Origin of the sequence: Bacillus sp. FJAT-50079 (assembly GCF_018343515.1) — a bacterium.
Lineage (GTDB): Bacteria > Bacillota > Bacilli > Bacillales > Bacillaceae_C > Lederbergia.
In genome coordinates, this window is sequence record NZ_JAGYPD010000002.1 from 288,807 (window position 1) to 303,463 (window position 14,657).

Below are 14,657 nucleotides of genomic sequence, written 5' to 3' on the forward strand. Positions count from 1 at the left end.
AAATTGTAAATAGAGCCTTTCATATAAGTGAGGCTCTATTTATTTGTACTTGCTTCAACCGCTTGCTCCCAGTAATACTCACTGATCACCTCAGCTAAGGCGTCGACTGTTCGATATAACTCCTCTAACGTATTATCGACTCCCCCAATTTCAATGACTAAGCTTTTTTCGTATAAATCTTGGTTATATATTCCGTTATTATATTCATTTCGCGGTTTTTCAAAAACTCCCCTTGATAGAGTAGGATATTTTTTCTCTAGCTTATTATGAAGCTTTTCCGCAAAGGCAATATTTTTTTCGTAATTCGAATGACCTAAGCCGATAACGAAGTATGGTTTTGCGTATGATTGACCATTGATCGTCGTCGTTGTCACATCTTTTCTTTGCGAATCACGATGAAGGTCAAAAATTAATTCAACCTGATCGTTTTTATTCATTGCATCTACGACCAATTCCCTCGCTACATCGTAAGACTGATAATATTGCATGTTTCTTTGCGATAGTATGCTTTGCACATCAGTGGTGTCTACTAATGTTTTGATCCCTTTCTCCTCAAGCTTTTCTCCTAATCTTTTTCCTAGCAATGTGACGTTTTTCTCTTTATTTGAGGCACTATTTGGATTAGTTACACCTGGCAGTAAAGGTAAAAATGATTCGCGTGTATGTGAATGATAAATATATGCTTTGTAATCATCTGTCAGCGCAAGCGTCTCTGCCCTTTGCTTTTCAATATCTTCCTCTGTTTCGTCCCATTCACCAAAATCTGGTGGTGGCGGTGATTCAATCGGCAAATTAGTAAAATCGCTCCCTTCTCCCGCGATTAAAATCTTTGGACTGGACGCATAAAGGCCTGGAATTTCACTAATTAAAAAAGTTTTCATATCGGTTAAATTAATACTTGTCAGCAGCTGCAATGCATCCTTTCCAAGTGAACGCTTCGGATTAAAAGGAAGCACCGAATGCAGGGAACGATTTTCCATGGACATCATGTATAGAAAAGACTCTGTTTTTGTTTCATCGTTACCAATAAAAGAAAAGAAACTAATTTTTAGGCTTGAAAAAGCGATGACCGAAATAAAACAAAAGATTGCAATAATAGAGAGTGAGGATCTTGCTACAATTTTTAACATCGGCTTCCACCCTTGCTACGTTTGTTACTAATCATTTATATGAATGAAAGAAGAGACTATGATAAATAAATAAAACTAGTAGAAATAAACCAAATAAAATACGAGATGGCTTCACAATCGTTTGATTACGATTTTGTGAAGCCATCTCGCATTTATTGAAAATATTAATGAAAATAATTAATTAGACCTTGAACAATGGATTCTGCTACACTTTGTTGAAAATTTTGTGTCTGTATGATCTGAATGTCGTGCTGATTCGTAATGAAACCGAGTTCTAATAAGATCGATTGGTTATGATTGTTTCTCAGCACATAGAAATCTCCGAACTGTACACCACCATTTTTCAAAGTGGATTGAGCTACGAGTTGTTGATGTATAGAGGTTGTTAAATCCCTGTCTGCTGGGTGGTAATAATATGTTTTAACCCCATTTGCCCCCTTATTTTCATGTGCATTATAATGAATACTTATAAACACACTATTTGGAAACGACTGGCTTAAATTAACCCGTTCACTTACATGCAAATGTCGATCCCTAGTCCTTGTCATGATCACATCCGCTCCAGCATTTCTCAATTTTTCTGTAAGTAAATGAGCCATGCTTAAAGTGAGGGTTTTTTCTAAAATTCCGCCAATTCCAATGGCACCAGGATCATATCCCCCATGACCTGCATCAATGATAATTGTTTGACCAGCAAGCGACCCGCTATTATTAACAGACTTCGTGCTATGCGGGCTAGCTGATAGTAAAGTAGATGATGCCGAATTAGAAACAAGCCATCCTGCTATCCAAGCAGATTTCCCATTTTTCATACGTATATGTTGCCATTGGCCTGCTGTTTCAATTAACTGGAAAGTTTCCCCATAAGTAGCGTACCCAATGATTGTAAATTCTGTGCTCGGACCACTTCGTAAGCGAACACCATTAGCATTCACTGTTACTTCCGTTGAAGTCGATATGGGTTGAACCGCCGCTTGTCCAGATTCTTGATAGAGATAGTACGCCGCAATCCAACCAGTTTGCCCACTAAACTCTATTTTCGCCCAATCATATTTAATTTCTGATACATGGACTGTAGTTCCCCTTGGCAATGACGCGATGACATCCGCATAGATAGACGGTTCGGTTCTTACGTTTAATGAACTAGCACCAATCTTGTATGTATCACTAGCATACGCTTCTTCATAAGAACTAAAGTATAATAGAAAGATGATGCCGAATAAAAAAATAGAGAGAGTGTTTCCCTTAGTCATGATAACCTCCTCTTAACAAGAATTACTTTTATTATCTTGTTATTTTAACGAAATGACCATTCGACAAAATTCCTATTTATTATACATGTCGAATAAATAGTAGGAGGTATTAGAAACTTTCGTATGATAACATTGGGATAAATTTGAAAATAATCGATATTTAATGATTTTTGCTATTTTTTTGGTCGAGCTTTTCCTTAGCGATAAATGCTTGTTCTAAAATAATGGCGATGACGCTCCCGCAAACTAGTCCATTATTTACAAGTACCTCAAGTGCAGGTGATAAGCTCTTTGTCGCTTCAGCTGGAATGAACATTAATCCAATTCCAATTAGGAGCGAAACTCCCGCTACTATATATGCACGTTCTACATGTTGAACGCTGCTTAGTTCTTTTAATGCTAAACCAAACATACTGACGAAAATGACAAATGTAACGGCATAACCAATTGGTGCTGGAATCGCTGCAATCAGATTCATTACAAGCGGAAATAAGGATACAGCAATAACAAAAAAGCAACCAATTAAGAAAGGAAGGCGTTTTTTTATTCCTGTTTGTTCAACGAACCCAGCCGCACCCGATATGGGAACCGAACCGATTGCTCCAAACAAGCCGCTAAAAAAATGATTGATCCCTGATACGAAGCTTGCCCGTAAATAGCGATTCGGATCATTTTTGTAATGTACAATGGCAGCCATTAATCGGATTGAGACAATGGCATTCGTTAATAATAATAAAGTTAACAACGCTGAGGTGATGATTGTTCCCATGTCAAAAAGCGGAGGGCCAAAAGGAAGTAATTTCGGAAGTTGAAATAGGCGGTCGGCTTTTTGAATCGGATCTGCTTGTTGAAAAAGAAGAAATAATAGCCAGCCAATAACAATACTAATCATGATTGAATAGCGTTGTAAAAGCATTTGTTTATTTTTCCCTAGCCAAAACGTAATGCAAACGACGATCACGCTTAAAAATAAAATCATCGGCTTTATTTCAATATTTTCAGCCGTAATGCCTAGCATCCCTTTCATAAAAGAGCCGCTTAATTGAAAAATTAAAAGGAATAAGTAAACAAACGTAATCGTCGGTGTAAATAAACGGGCAATCTTATCGATCAGTTTTAATAGCGCCAATAGAATAAAAAATACCCCACTGATGATCATTCCACCGCTTAATGTTTGCAGCGCAATCGTGTTTGAGCTGTATAAAATAGACACTAAGCTTGCATAAATAGTGAAAATTCCCCACCATAACCCGGCTGGACCTTCATGAATCGGTAACTTATGACCAAAAAGTCCTTGAAGGATGCCAGCTAAACCTAATATAAAGATCGTTCTTTGCATAAATCCAGCCGTTTCGACCGGTGATAATTGAAACAAATCGGCAATCGCAATGGGGGCCGCGATCGCTCCTGCTATCATAAATAACATCCACTGTAATCCGGATAAAAGCCATCTCATCCATTCCCCTACTCTCTTCCATTTGTCCTAATGTACGTTTTATTGTCATTTCTATACGTAGTCGGAGTTTTCCTTTATATAAATAAGAAAAATGCAGCCGTAATCGCTGCATTTTCTATGAAAATCTTAAATTTATTGTTATTTAAAAACCGTAGAAATGATTTCATCCACAGTCATTTCACTATCCACTTCATATGTGCCAGGACGTAGTCCATTTGCGAGCCCTTTGTTTTCCACTTCTTTAAAAAAGCCGATTGCACTATCAATGATATTTGCCTTTTGAAGCGCTTCTCCGACATCGATACTCGTCATTCCCGAAGAAACCGTTAGAATCGTTCGGTACACAACCGTTTCTGATTCTTCTTCTTTTCCTTCTTCTTTTTCTTCTTCCTTCGGTTCTTCCGCTTTTTCATTGGCCGCAAGCTGTTCATTCCATTCTTCTTCCGTTAGAATCTTATATCCATTAGCGGCAAGTTTACTTTTCATCTCCGCTTCAGTCAGCTTTTCAACAGTAGGCTCGCTTTTTACTTTTTTAGGACTAAGAAAGTAGGCAGCCCCACACATACTTGTAGCAATAAGCAAACCGATTGCAAAACTACGTATTGAATTAGCCTTCATTTGCTACCATTCTCCCTTCATCCTTTTCTTTCATATAGGGAGAGAGCAAGCTCGTTACTTCATCAACTGTCAACTGCTGCTTTTCAGCGATTGTCTCAATCGAATAGCCTCGTTTATATAAGTATAACAACGTTCGCAGTTGAAGTCGGTACTCCGAATCAATCGCAAGTAAACCAGCCTCTTGTACAGTAATTTCACCATCTATTTCCAGCTTACGAATTTGCTCTTGTAATTGATGTACTTCATCCATAACTGAAAAAGTTAGTTGATCCACTTCCTTGTCCGTTTTTAACGATGATTGCTTCTCCTTCACAAACACCACAATTAAAAGCAAAATCGCTGTTCCAAATAAAATAGCTAATACCCATTCCATCCTTCTATAAACCTCCTAGCAAGAAAAACGTTTAATTTGCGCTTTTATATTATACATAATTTCAATTCTAATTAAATTTAAAACTCAAAAACACTCCAATAGTCTTAAATATGTAACAGAAAAAGGGAGGAACTCGTTCATTTTTTCGACCCACCATTCACACTTTACCTTATAAATCCCTTAACGTCTATTAGAGAAGCAAAACGTAATCAAAATGTAATTTTTCTCATTTCAAAACAGATTGCTAGGCAAAAAGACGGGTTATATTCCTGCATTCTCATTAATAGAATGAAATACTTATTGTTTCAGGAGGGATATCATATGAAAAAAAGCAGTGTTTTAACCGATGAAGCATTAAAAAATTATTATGAGCTTTATAAAAAGAAAAAGGAAATTGACGAAGAAATGGATCATTTAAAAAGAGTATTCCATACTTATTTTGATGATCACATAGGAGCTAATCATAAAGGTGAAATCACATTAAATGGCTATAAATTACAAAGACAAATAAGAAAAATGGAAAAATATCATGATGAGACCACGATTAAAAGACTAGAAGATTTAAACATGCATGAACTCATTCAGACGATTAAAAAACCGGATGCGACAAAAATTAAGTCAGCCCTCAGTCTAGGATTATTACGGGAAGAAGACCTTGATGGCTGTATCATAACAACACTTTCTCCTGCTATCTCTGTTAAACCAACAATTCCTAAATAATGATTTACCGCCTCTATGAATTAGGGGCATATTTTTTTCTTCCAAAAAGAAAATTTCCAATTTTACCATCCGTTTGCTTAATTTGTATGTTTATGGCAAAATAAAGGTACTTTCTACTATGTATGGAGTAACGCCATAACAATTTTTTTGTGATTCGAATAGGCACATAGACCTAATCATAACATTCAACGAGGTGTAGATATGGAAGCTATTATAGTCATTGGACTTCTCCTATTTGTAGGGGCATTATTTTATCTTATCTATCATTTTATTAGAAAGATCAAAAATCGAGAACGGACACTATCTAAAAAAATATTTTTCCCAATTTTGATTGGGGGATTTCTTTTATTTATAATTGGTGTTTTTTCTAATGATTCAGACCTTCAAAATCAATTGAATGAGGCACTCGAAAAGAATCAAGTTTTAACCGCTGAAAATGAAGAGTTTAAATCTACGAATCTAACTCTTGAAGAGGCAAATGAAAAGCTACAAAAAGAATATGAAGAATTAACTTCAAAACTAGCTGACTTTGATAAAATGGAACAAGAATTAAAAGAGCAAGCCGAAGCGTTCCAAAAAGAAAAAGAAGAGCTACAAGCGGCGATGGCTGAAGAAAAAGGGGCACTTGAAAAAGAAGTCAACGATTTGAAAGCATCGAATGCTACTTTGAACACAGAAGTAGAGCGTTTAAAAAATCAAGTCGCAAGTAGGAGCTCGAATTCAACGACAAGTGCCGCATCGACAAGCTCGAATTCCTCCTCGACAGCAAATGCGAGCTCAAGCGGAAGCAATGTCTATTATAAAAACTGCTCAGCTGCAAGAGCCGCTGGCGTCACACCATTATACCAAGGCGAACCTGGGTATGCGAGTCATCTAGATCGTGATGGCGATGGAATCGCCTGTGAATAAAGCTGCAAGTTAAGTACATTTATCATTACTCCATACAAAGATTAGTACTCACTGTCGCTTTTTAGACAGTGGGTTTATTCTTGTAAAAAAATAGAAAACGACGAGTTCCTTTTTTGTATTTGATACAATACATATTAAAATTAGTCCTACAAAATAGTGCACGAGATGTCGGACGTATATCTTTCATTCTTGCTATTCTTTGGATAAAGGAGGTCGTACAATGGATTCGCTTAAACAGATGAACGAGGCAATTAAATATATCGAAGAAAACCTTTCGGGCGAGATTGACTATAAAGAAGTCGCTAGGTTAGCATATTGCTCTGAATATCATTTTAAAAGGATGTTTTCTTTTCTTGCTGGTATTTCACTTTCCGAATATATCCGCCGCAGACGTCTCACTCTTGCAGCATTTGAGCTTAATGATGGCAATCAAAGGATTATTGATGTCGCAATGAAATATAGATACAACTCTCCAGATTCTTTTACGAGAGCTTTCCAGCAATTGCATGGAATTACACCATCTGAAGCAAGATTAACCGGTCAATCTCTCAAAGCCTTTCCACGTATGAGCTTCCAATTATCAATTGAAGGAGGACGCGAATTGAATTACCGTATGGAAGAAAAACCAGCATTTCGCATCGTTGGGATAAAAAAAAGAGTGCCGATTATTTTTCAAGGAGAAAATACAGAAATTACAGCAATGTGGAAAACATTAAACATGGAGAAGATTAATGAATTGAAGGATTTGTCGAATGTAGAACCACACGGCATCATACAAGCGTCAACCAATTTTTCTGAAGGTCGGATGGAGGAAAAAGGAGAGTTGGATCATTATATAGGTATAGCAACAACAAAGGCATGTCCAAAGCATTTCACATATCTAGAAGTTCCTGCTGGTACTTGGGCCGTATTCAAATCCGTTGGTCCTTTTCCGCAAACATTGCAAGAAACATGGGGGCACATTTATTCTGAATGGTTCCCATCCTCAAATTATCAACAATTCGAAGGTCCAGAAATCCTGTCTATTAAAGGTAAAGATTTAACATTGCCGAACGTTAACTGTGAAATATGGATGCCGATATTGAAAAGATAGGGCGAAATTCAATATTGAATCCCATTACATGATAAAAGCATATCCCCCTTTGTTCAAAGGGGGAATTTACATATGATTTACGATTGAGTAATCGGATTTATTTCAACCGTTTTTCTATTTCTGCTGTTGGAAAGTAATCACCGTATTCATTCGATGCTTTTTCTGTTCTTTGCATACTAATTGTTCCGACATCTACATATTCAATCGTCAATACTTCCCAACCCTCATAATCTAATAATTCATCAGAAAGCTGGCTATATCTCGTAACCGCCAAGTCTTCAGCGGAAAATAAGTCGGACGGAGCAACATTGATAACGGCTTTTATTTCACCGTTCTCTAATGACGCACTTACTAACGTGTCCCCCTCGCCCATTCCGTAATATTCAATCGTTTCTTTCAAACCCTCTTCCGTTATCGTTTGGGAGTTGTCCTCTTGCTTCGTTTCTACCGTTGTTTTCTCAGTTGACACTTCTTCCTGACCTTTATCTTCTTTTTGCGTTTTTTCAGAAGTTGTTTCTTGTTTTACATCCGTTTTTTCTTTTGGTTCTTCAGCATTACAAGCTACTAATGCCAAAAGGATTGCTGATAACATAAATACTAACTTTCTCATTTAATTACCTCCAAAATATTATACTGGAATATTGTCTTATAACCGAAAGGGATTTGCAACAATTAAATATTCACTTCGTAAAAGCAATTTGATACGAAAGGAGAAACAAAATTATGATTGCAACTCAAAATCCAACATCTATCTAGCGAGGACTTTGGTCATTCCATATCCTTCTACGTTCTAAGAGTGCCCTAATTTCATATAATGTAGAAAAACCTTGAGGTGTCTCTATATGGATGATCTACAACATCTTTGCCATCAGTATGCCCAGATTGTTAATGGAAAGCCTAAAATAGATCATGGGGTTTGCTCAGTAGAAATCGGACGCAATCTTCATTTGACTATCCAAGGTCGTGTAAGTAGAAGTGCACTACCAGCCGGGATCACCTTTGAATCGTTAGATTATGCAGGAAATGCACTAAATCTTGGGGAAGTAGCAGTTCTACAAGATGAATTACCCTTATTTATTACTATTCTCGTAAAAAATCATTTAATCGTAAGCGCAGTCCATAATCACTGGATTTTCACGAATCCGACTATTTTATATGTTCACTTTCAGTCGGTAGAGCCGCCATTGTCATTCGCACAAAAAGTGGCCGAGGCTTTAAAAGTATTAAAAGGTTAATACGGCATATGTATGAATAATATTTGCTCCGTGGTTCAAATCAAGCCCTTTATTTAATTGTTTCACAAGGCAAACGATACAACTCAAGTGGCTTTAATAACAGGGGCCATACTATTACTAATTGGCAGGATAATAAAACTTGTATTTTAAGTCTGAGCCGGACATTTAGTCTGTTTTTTTATTTTGTTCCTGCTCCATTTCAGCCCCCTCCACCTATTCTCTGCCCAGCAAATGATAATAGGTAATTAAACCCGCATCTTAATTCCTATTAAGTGTGAAGTATGCTAATATCTTAATGGGCAACGCCATGAGTTTAAAACGATCCTAGTTTCATACTAGTTACCGAATGTTCCTCACTTCATTGCTCGTTAATAAGAGAGGGGTGAAAAATTGAATAAAACTGTACTGATTATAGACGATTCAAAATTTATGAGAAACTTCTTAAAAAGAAAACTTGTAAGAAATGGCTTCAAAGTCATTGCTGAAGCAGAAAGTGGAGAAGAAGCGATTAAGCTTTATAAAGCCCACTTCCCATCCATTGTATTATCAGATATTACATTACCGGGTATAAATGGCATTACAACCCTAAAAGAGATTAAGAAATTCAACCCCACCGCCAATGTTATTATGTGCTCCTCTCTCGGTTATCAAGATTTGATCATTGAAGCTTTAAGAAATGGCGCTATTGATTTTATCGTCAAGCCATTCTTTGAGAACCTGATTCCCATCTTAAATAAAATTAAATAAACGATTTCATCTAATCTTTGCCGGGCAAATCCGACCCGGCTTCCTCATCTAGCAATCCTCCCCATGTTATGAATAAGTGCCATATCATTGCTCAAGAATGCCGTTATAATATAGAAGTAGTAATAATAGACTCGTAATAAAGGAAAATACTTTTATCGTAGAGAATATATACAGATTAGGAAAAGTATTCATTCTGCCTAAGGGGGAATTCGCATGTATAAATTAGTAAATAATCTTTATGATACGAGAAATAACCTAGTAAAGGAGATTGCTTTATTAAGCGATACTCAATTAAATAGTAAGCCTGATATGAATAAGTGGAGCATAGCACAAGTTTGCCATCATTTAGTTTTAGTAGAAGAAGCATCTATAAAGGCTATTGCATGGGGGTTAAAAGAGACTAATAGTAATCAATGCGAACGTAAAAATGTTCCCGCAATATTATTGGATAGAACGAAAAAAATGAAAGCTCCAAAAATCGTTGAACCAGATGTAAAACCATTTGAAGTTCAAGAAATAATTGATTTGTTAAACGATTCCAGAAAAAAATTAATTGCTTTTCTTAGTACTATAAAAGATAAATCCATATTGGAGAAAAAATCAGTGAAGCATCCGGCTTTGGGTGAATTATCTCTCGATCAATGGATTGAACAAATATATGTGCATGAACAGCGACATACAGAACAAATAAAAGAGTTAAAATTACTTTTAGAGGCAACCCCCTAAATTTTGCATAGTAAAGCCCGGTTAGCGCCGGGCCTCTATAAAAATAAAAAAAACGACCCGTCCACATTTGAAGTGATCCCTAAAAATTGGACGCGGTTATTGTAAGCAATCGTTGTCGTCCTCTAGATGGCTGGCAGGATCTTTAATTATATTTCAAATCCTTCCTCTCCTTATTCCCGGCTTCATAAGAGATTGATCAACCGCTCAACAGAATAATCACTATAAATAATCACATAAAACATATATGCATAGACGATATCATATCCGATTAAATCGTCAGAGCTAATTTGTGATACATAATTCTTGAAGAATACAGGCATACGATTCTTATTTCATCCAATAAATCATCTAATTTCTTAATAGTATCAATATCCCCAAGGTAATAAGTAATTGTTCCGATAAAGTAATTTTTTTTGTAGTTTCTAGCATGATCAATATCATTTTCAGTAATGATATTGATTTTCTCTACATTTTGTGACGATGCTGTATATTTCATTAACGTTATTTTGTCTTTTGGTATATCTTAAATCATGACTTCTGATTTTCGACCCGAGTGTAATGGAATATGAATTCAGTAAATCCTTTATTCTTACAAATTCATTGACAGCTAATTCCAATGACCAGCAATTCTTGCAAAGTCTCGTCTTTTTTCTGCTGGAATCGAAATTTTCTTTTTCAAGTGGATTCGCTCTAATTCTTTAAGGGCTTTTGCTCGTAATTGGCTAGATATAGCAAGTGGCGCTGATTCTTCATAACCAGCTCTATTATTTAACTTCAATTTTTCTATTAACGATCCATTTTTGGTGGATGGATTTGAATTCACCCTTTACTTTTTTCTAGTTAATACACCCATTTTTCCCTTGACCTAGCTCAATTACCCATAACGAGCATAAGCTGAATTAACAATCGAAAGGCGGTGAAGTTTATGGGATTCTACGGTGGTGGCTGTGGATATGGTGGCTATGGTGGTGGATTCGACGGTGGCTGTGGAGTCGGTGGTATAGGCAGTGGTTTTGCTTTAATTGTTGTCCTCTTTATTCTACTAATTATTGTCGCTTCAGCATTTATTTGTTAGATAATATTTAGCCTCCATGCCAGATCTAGAGCATAACTAGGCCACATTCAAAGCTAATACGTTTCTCCTCGAGAAGAGCGCTTACGCCGGGCACTCTTCTTTACTATTCACTGTTACACTTAAATCGTTTAACGTTGTCACTCTAGGCAAGTCTAGTTGTATCCCGGTGTATTGCGTTTTGATTACTCTTAATGTAATCCCTTATAGTTGCATAATGTTCGAACTACGATTTTATGGTCTCCCCAAATTCGTTCGTGATTGTAAGTGCCACAAACATCTCATCTGGGATTCCTTTCCTCGTTTCTAAAACGCATAGACTTTCTTGCTCTGAGACCACAGCATTCTTTTTAAAACCCATTTTGGCAAAGACATTACATAATTTTCTTCTCCCGCCTTAAAAGTTACCAGTATTTCTCCTTTTTCATTAAAATCAATGTCATTCATTTTTCTCCCCCCCTTATGTCGTCAAGAACTGTGCAACAGGGCAAACCACATGTGGTGGTGGATATGGGAACTATGTTTTAATTAGGCATGACGGCACTAGCTTTACGACTCGTTATGCGCATTTAGAATCTGTATATATGAATGTAAATCAAAAAGTAGAACAAGGGCAAATAATTGGGAAGATGGGAAATACCGGGGACGTATCTGGTCCAACTGGAATACACTTACATTTTGAAGTAATGATCAATGGTGTTCATCAAAACCCTTTGAATTACGTCCAAACAAACAACTATTCTGGATGGGTTGAAACTACATCTAGTTGGATTTACACTAATACTTCAAACGGCCATATACATACTGGTTGGCTGAATAACGGAAATAATTGGTATTATCTTAATCCTTCAACAGGATTAATGGATACTGGATGGGTACAAGTTGCCGGTGTATGGTATTATCTCCATCCACAGAAGCAAACTGATGGTACACCGCAAGGGGCTATGGCTACTGGATGGCTTCAGAACGGAGGACATTGGTATTATCTCGATCCTTCAAATGGAGCGATGAAAAAAGGTTGGATTCAATATGGGGGTAAATGGTATTATTTGACTACGGTAAAAACAGATAAATATCCGGAAGGAGCAATGCAAACTGGATGGATACAAGATGCTGGTTCATGGTATTATCTAAATACTGGCGGAGACATGCATACTGGTTGGCTTAATAACGTTAGTACAATAAATTCAATTTAACCAAAGCCCGGCGCAAACCGGGCCTTTTGTTATTTATCATTTCATTACATGTAAAATACAGTTAGCCAATCATCTTTTATTCTTATTTCGTAACCAGAATGATCATCCCATTTTACACTAACAGTTGCACCTGTTTTTACCACAAAATCAATATTATCCTTAATACCTAAGTTATATCCTTCATCTGTAAGAAGATCTTTTAATAAGCCAACGTGTTGGACTGAAGCGCGGATTTCACCCAAGAAAATATATGCAAGAGGTTTACCATCTTTTACAATAACAAAGTCCTCTCTATAAGCCGCGTACAGTTTGGCACCATGATTTTTTGCAGGAATTATTAACCGAAGAAGGTTTGAATACTTTTCTTCATCCATGGTAAGTGTATATAAGGTACCATCAATTATTATCTCTTCTTCTTTTGATGTATTTTTTTCTGCTGTTACCGTCTCCTGCTTCGATTCTTTATCAACTCCTTTTATTGGTTCCGTGGTTCCCTCTTTTGAAGTAACTGGCTGAATTTCATCATCCTTAATTACATCAACAGGGTTTTCAAGACCGTCCCCTTCTGCTTGTTCAACTTCAGTACTTTCACTAATAGCATCATCGTTAATTTCAATTAATTCATCTTCTTGCTCTTGCGTTGCTGTTTTTTTACTTTGGGTTCCGTCATAGTGAAATGCTCCGACCGCTAATAAGAAAACTGCCATAAAAATAATAAAAGACCATTTCTTTTTCATTATTACATCTCCCCTTTTTATCTTATACCTATTAGACGGGGGATGAATGGAAAAGGTTTCATTTTTTACCAAAATTATTTCATTTGTATTACAAATGTTTCTTTTATATTTCTACAAATGTATTTGGTAAGTTGTAAATGAGGTTTTAAAATGAAGGATAAGAGGTTAATTATAAGAAATATGCCCGGTCATCGCCGGGCCCTTTGTTATTTATCACTTTTTACTAGCTATCCAATGATCATGATAAACCGTCAACACTTTAGCAAACGCAATAAACGTTTCGTAATCGACCTCACCAGGCTTTGGATTTTTTATTTTTTGTGCTTGTTGGAAACGCTGAACACCTTTTTCCCTCCAATGGTCGAAATGCTCCCTCTCAAAATCCTCACGTGAAATATGGCCAAGTGCAGCTAAAAATCCATTAATTAATTTTACTGAATCGTATGTATTGCCTTTTTTGATTGGCAAATTAATCATCCTTTCATCTTTTTTGATATTAAAATATTTACCTGCAATTACATCTTTAAAGTTCCAAGTATCACCCGGACAATTTTTCCAAGAGTAATCAGGACATTCTTGATGTCCAAGAATACGTGTTAATTTCGGCAAAGTGTTTTGCAGTTCTTTTACGAGTAAATAAACCGACTGCATCTGCTCAGTCGTCGGAACTTCCTTTGCACCCTCTTTTCGAAAATCACCAACTACACAAATACCGATTGATCGTGTGTTTGTATCACCTGCATGATAGGTGCGTCGATCAAGATCGTCACACTGGTATATAGTACCATCAGGCATAATTACAAACGGGTAAGCAATTCCCGGCCAACAATTTGTATCAATATGCGTATTTGCAAACCCTTGAGGTGTAGAGCCTCTAAGTTGCATGGCGGTCATCGAGTGGTGAATGACGATTGTATCTTTTACACCAGTTCCCACAAGTGGATAGCGACCGTTTCTGCGAATTGTACTCCGAATATCTTAATATTTTGGCAGATCCTTAATTGCCATGATTTATCCTCTCCTTAATGTAAATAAAAAGAGCAACGAATTTATCGTTACTCTCAAGTAAATTTGCTATCATCCCGTGGTCTGTCGTAACGTAAGGCTTGTCTACTGTCGCCGATCCCTTTGACAGTCGGATCCGTAACAGTATTAAATACACTGATAACGACCAAAGCCAGTAAATATGGATTGCTATACGCTTGTGCGATTAAATCCCACAACGTGCGCCATGTAGTCACATCAGCAAATGACAGTCCTACATAAGCAGGATTGGTGTCAATGTAGCTAATATGATTTGTGCAATAAATACAGGGTTTTTAGCCCTTACTTTCCAGTTTATTTTCATATCAATTACCTCCTAAAATGAATTTTTCTATCAATAAATAAAAG

18 protein-coding genes and 2 pseudogenes are annotated in these 14,657 nt (G+C 36.6%); 9 read left to right on the forward strand and 11 right to left on the reverse strand.

Going from position 1 to position 14,657, the window contains the following annotated elements:
- Positions 1–35 precede the first annotated feature (35 nt).
- The 5 genes from spoIIP to KHA95_RS05370 form a co-directional block, all read right to left on the reverse strand.
- Positions 36–1,130: a stage II sporulation protein P gene (gene spoIIP, locus KHA95_RS05350; RefSeq protein ID WP_213136454.1), complete on the reverse strand. Its 1,095-nt coding sequence runs from the start codon at positions 1,128–1,130 to the stop codon at positions 36–38.
- A 164-nt stretch (positions 1,131–1,294) separates the two neighbouring features.
- Positions 1,295–2,383 (reverse strand): N-acetylmuramoyl-L-alanine amidase family protein, encoded by a 1,089-nt coding sequence (locus tag KHA95_RS05355; protein WP_213136455.1) that lies wholly within the window; start codon positions 2,381–2,383, stop codon positions 1,295–1,297.
- A 160-nt stretch (positions 2,384–2,543) separates the two neighbouring features.
- Positions 2,544–3,839: a purine/pyrimidine permease gene (locus KHA95_RS05360; protein ID WP_213136456.1), complete on the reverse strand. Its 1,296-nt coding sequence runs from the start codon at positions 3,837–3,839 to the stop codon at positions 2,544–2,546.
- A 138-nt stretch (positions 3,840–3,977) separates the two neighbouring features.
- Positions 3,978–4,457, reverse strand: coding sequence for a hypothetical protein (locus tag KHA95_RS05365; protein WP_213136457.1), 480 nt, complete (start codon positions 4,455–4,457; stop codon positions 3,978–3,980).
- Positions 4,447–4,830, reverse strand: a complete 384-nt coding sequence (locus KHA95_RS05370) for a hypothetical protein (RefSeq protein WP_213136458.1) — start codon at positions 4,828–4,830, stop codon at positions 4,447–4,449. The genes KHA95_RS05365 and KHA95_RS05370 overlap by 11 nt, the downstream gene beginning before the upstream one ends.
- A 321-nt stretch (positions 4,831–5,151) precedes the next feature.
- On the opposite strand from KHA95_RS05370, the gene KHA95_RS05375 reads away from it, so the two are divergent.
- The 3 genes from KHA95_RS05375 to KHA95_RS05385 all read left to right on the forward strand — a co-directional run bounded on the left by KHA95_RS05375 (position 5,152) and on the right by KHA95_RS05385 (position 7,552).
- On the forward strand, positions 5,152–5,550 hold the full coding sequence (locus tag KHA95_RS05375) for a hypothetical protein (protein WP_213136459.1): 399 nt from the start codon (positions 5,152–5,154) through the stop codon (positions 5,548–5,550).
- A gap of 201 nt (positions 5,551–5,751) precedes the next feature.
- Entirely contained in the window at positions 5,752–6,459 is a 708-nt protein-coding gene (locus tag KHA95_RS05380; protein WP_213136460.1) for an excalibur calcium-binding domain-containing protein, read from the forward strand.
- A gap of 220 nt (positions 6,460–6,679) precedes the next feature.
- Complete coding sequence (locus KHA95_RS05385) at positions 6,680–7,552, forward strand: AraC family transcriptional regulator (RefSeq protein WP_213136461.1); 873 nt, start codon at positions 6,680–6,682, stop codon at positions 7,550–7,552.
- A 97-nt stretch (positions 7,553–7,649) separates the two neighbouring features.
- Here the strand turns inward: KHA95_RS05385 and KHA95_RS05390 are convergent, their stop codons facing one another.
- Positions 7,650–8,162 (reverse strand): hypothetical protein, encoded by a 513-nt coding sequence (locus tag KHA95_RS05390; protein ID WP_213136462.1) that lies wholly within the window; start codon positions 8,160–8,162, stop codon positions 7,650–7,652.
- A 232-nt stretch (positions 8,163–8,394) separates the two neighbouring features.
- Here KHA95_RS05390 and KHA95_RS05395 point away from each other — a divergent pair, with 232 nt between their 5' ends.
- From KHA95_RS05395 to KHA95_RS05405, 3 genes are all read left to right on the forward strand, one after another.
- Positions 8,395–8,787 (forward strand): DUF1259 domain-containing protein, encoded by a 393-nt coding sequence (locus tag KHA95_RS05395; RefSeq protein ID WP_213136463.1) that lies wholly within the window; start codon positions 8,395–8,397, stop codon positions 8,785–8,787.
- A gap of 390 nt (positions 8,788–9,177) precedes the next feature.
- Positions 9,178–9,534, forward strand: a complete 357-nt coding sequence (locus tag KHA95_RS05400; RefSeq protein ID WP_213136464.1) for a response regulator — start codon at positions 9,178–9,180, stop codon at positions 9,532–9,534.
- Between the two features lie 213 nt (positions 9,535–9,747).
- Positions 9,748–10,260, forward strand: coding sequence for a DinB family protein (locus tag KHA95_RS05405; protein ID WP_213136465.1), 513 nt, complete (start codon positions 9,748–9,750; stop codon positions 10,258–10,260).
- 607 nt (positions 10,261–10,867) lie between these two features.
- Here KHA95_RS05405 and KHA95_RS05410 read toward each other — a convergent pair.
- Positions 10,868–11,083, reverse strand: a complete 216-nt coding sequence (locus tag KHA95_RS05410; protein ID WP_213136466.1) for a hypothetical protein — start codon at positions 11,081–11,083, stop codon at positions 10,868–10,870.
- Positions 11,084–11,260: 177 nt separating this feature from the next.
- Between KHA95_RS05410 and KHA95_RS23335 the strand changes: the two genes are divergently transcribed.
- Complete coding sequence (locus KHA95_RS23335) at positions 11,261–11,335, forward strand: YjcZ family sporulation protein (RefSeq protein ID WP_481748419.1); 75 nt, start codon at positions 11,261–11,263, stop codon at positions 11,333–11,335.
- Between the two features lie 303 nt (positions 11,336–11,638).
- Here the strand turns inward: KHA95_RS23335 and KHA95_RS05420 are convergent, their stop codons facing one another.
- Positions 11,639–11,779, reverse strand: coding sequence for a hypothetical protein (locus KHA95_RS05420; RefSeq protein ID WP_213136468.1), 141 nt, complete (start codon positions 11,777–11,779; stop codon positions 11,639–11,641).
- A gap of 65 nt (positions 11,780–11,844) precedes the next feature.
- Here KHA95_RS05420 and KHA95_RS23235 point away from each other — a divergent pair.
- Positions 11,845–12,183: pseudogene (locus KHA95_RS23235) on the forward strand (M23 family metallopeptidase); the annotation flags it as partial.
- A 9-nt stretch (positions 12,184–12,192) separates the two neighbouring features.
- Positions 12,193–12,528 (forward strand): hypothetical protein, encoded by a 336-nt coding sequence (locus tag KHA95_RS23240; protein WP_349305446.1) that lies wholly within the window; start codon positions 12,193–12,195, stop codon positions 12,526–12,528.
- Positions 12,529–12,572: 44 nt separating this feature from the next.
- Here the strand turns inward: KHA95_RS23240 and KHA95_RS05430 are convergent, their stop codons facing one another.
- The 3 genes and pseudogenes from KHA95_RS05430 to KHA95_RS23245 form a co-directional block, all read right to left on the reverse strand.
- Positions 12,573–13,265, reverse strand: a complete 693-nt coding sequence (locus tag KHA95_RS05430; RefSeq protein ID WP_213136469.1) for a hypothetical protein — start codon at positions 13,263–13,265, stop codon at positions 12,573–12,575.
- Positions 13,266–13,478: 213 nt separating this feature from the next.
- On the reverse strand, positions 13,479–14,201 hold the full coding sequence (locus tag KHA95_RS05435; RefSeq protein ID WP_213136470.1) for a peptidoglycan recognition protein family protein: 723 nt from the start codon (positions 14,199–14,201) through the stop codon (positions 13,479–13,481).
- A 125-nt stretch (positions 14,202–14,326) separates the two neighbouring features.
- Positions 14,327–14,613 (reverse strand): annotated as a pseudogene (locus tag KHA95_RS23245) (phage holin).
- Between the last annotated feature and the right edge of the window lie 44 nt (positions 14,614–14,657).

Bases quoted from the DNA above. Each gene is read 5' to 3' on its own strand.
- spoIIP (WP_213136454.1), bottom strand. From the start codon at position 1,130: ATGTTAAAAATTGTAGCAAGATCCTCACTCTCTATTATTGCAATCTTT.
- KHA95_RS05355 (WP_213136455.1), bottom strand. From the start codon at position 2,383: ATGACTAAGGGAAACACTCTCTCTATTTTTTTATTCGGCATCATCTTT.
- KHA95_RS05360 (WP_213136456.1), bottom strand. From the start codon at position 3,839: ATGAGATGGCTTTTATCCGGATTACAGTGGATGTTATTTATGATAGCA.
- KHA95_RS05365 (WP_213136457.1), bottom strand. From the start codon at position 4,457: ATGAAGGCTAATTCAATACGTAGTTTTGCAATCGGTTTGCTTATTGCT.
- KHA95_RS05370 (WP_213136458.1), bottom strand. From the start codon at position 4,830: ATGGAATGGGTATTAGCTATTTTATTTGGAACAGCGATTTTGCTTTTA.
- KHA95_RS05375 (WP_213136459.1), top strand. From the start codon at position 5,152: ATGAAAAAAAGCAGTGTTTTAACCGATGAAGCATTAAAAAATTATTAT.
- KHA95_RS05380 (WP_213136460.1), top strand. From the start codon at position 5,752: ATGGAAGCTATTATAGTCATTGGACTTCTCCTATTTGTAGGGGCATTA.
- KHA95_RS05385 (WP_213136461.1), top strand. From the start codon at position 6,680: ATGGATTCGCTTAAACAGATGAACGAGGCAATTAAATATATCGAAGAA.
- KHA95_RS05390 (WP_213136462.1), bottom strand. From the start codon at position 8,162: ATGAGAAAGTTAGTATTTATGTTATCAGCAATCCTTTTGGCATTAGTA.
- KHA95_RS05395 (WP_213136463.1), top strand. From the start codon at position 8,395: ATGGATGATCTACAACATCTTTGCCATCAGTATGCCCAGATTGTTAAT.
- KHA95_RS05405 (WP_213136465.1), top strand. From the start codon at position 9,748: ATGTATAAATTAGTAAATAATCTTTATGATACGAGAAATAACCTAGTA.
- KHA95_RS05420 (WP_213136468.1), bottom strand. From the start codon at position 11,779: ATGAATGACATTGATTTTAATGAAAAAGGAGAAATACTGGTAACTTTT.
- KHA95_RS23240 (WP_349305446.1), top strand. From the start codon at position 12,193: ATGGATACTGGATGGGTACAAGTTGCCGGTGTATGGTATTATCTCCAT.
- KHA95_RS05430 (WP_213136469.1), bottom strand. From the start codon at position 13,265: ATGAAAAAGAAATGGTCTTTTATTATTTTTATGGCAGTTTTCTTATTA.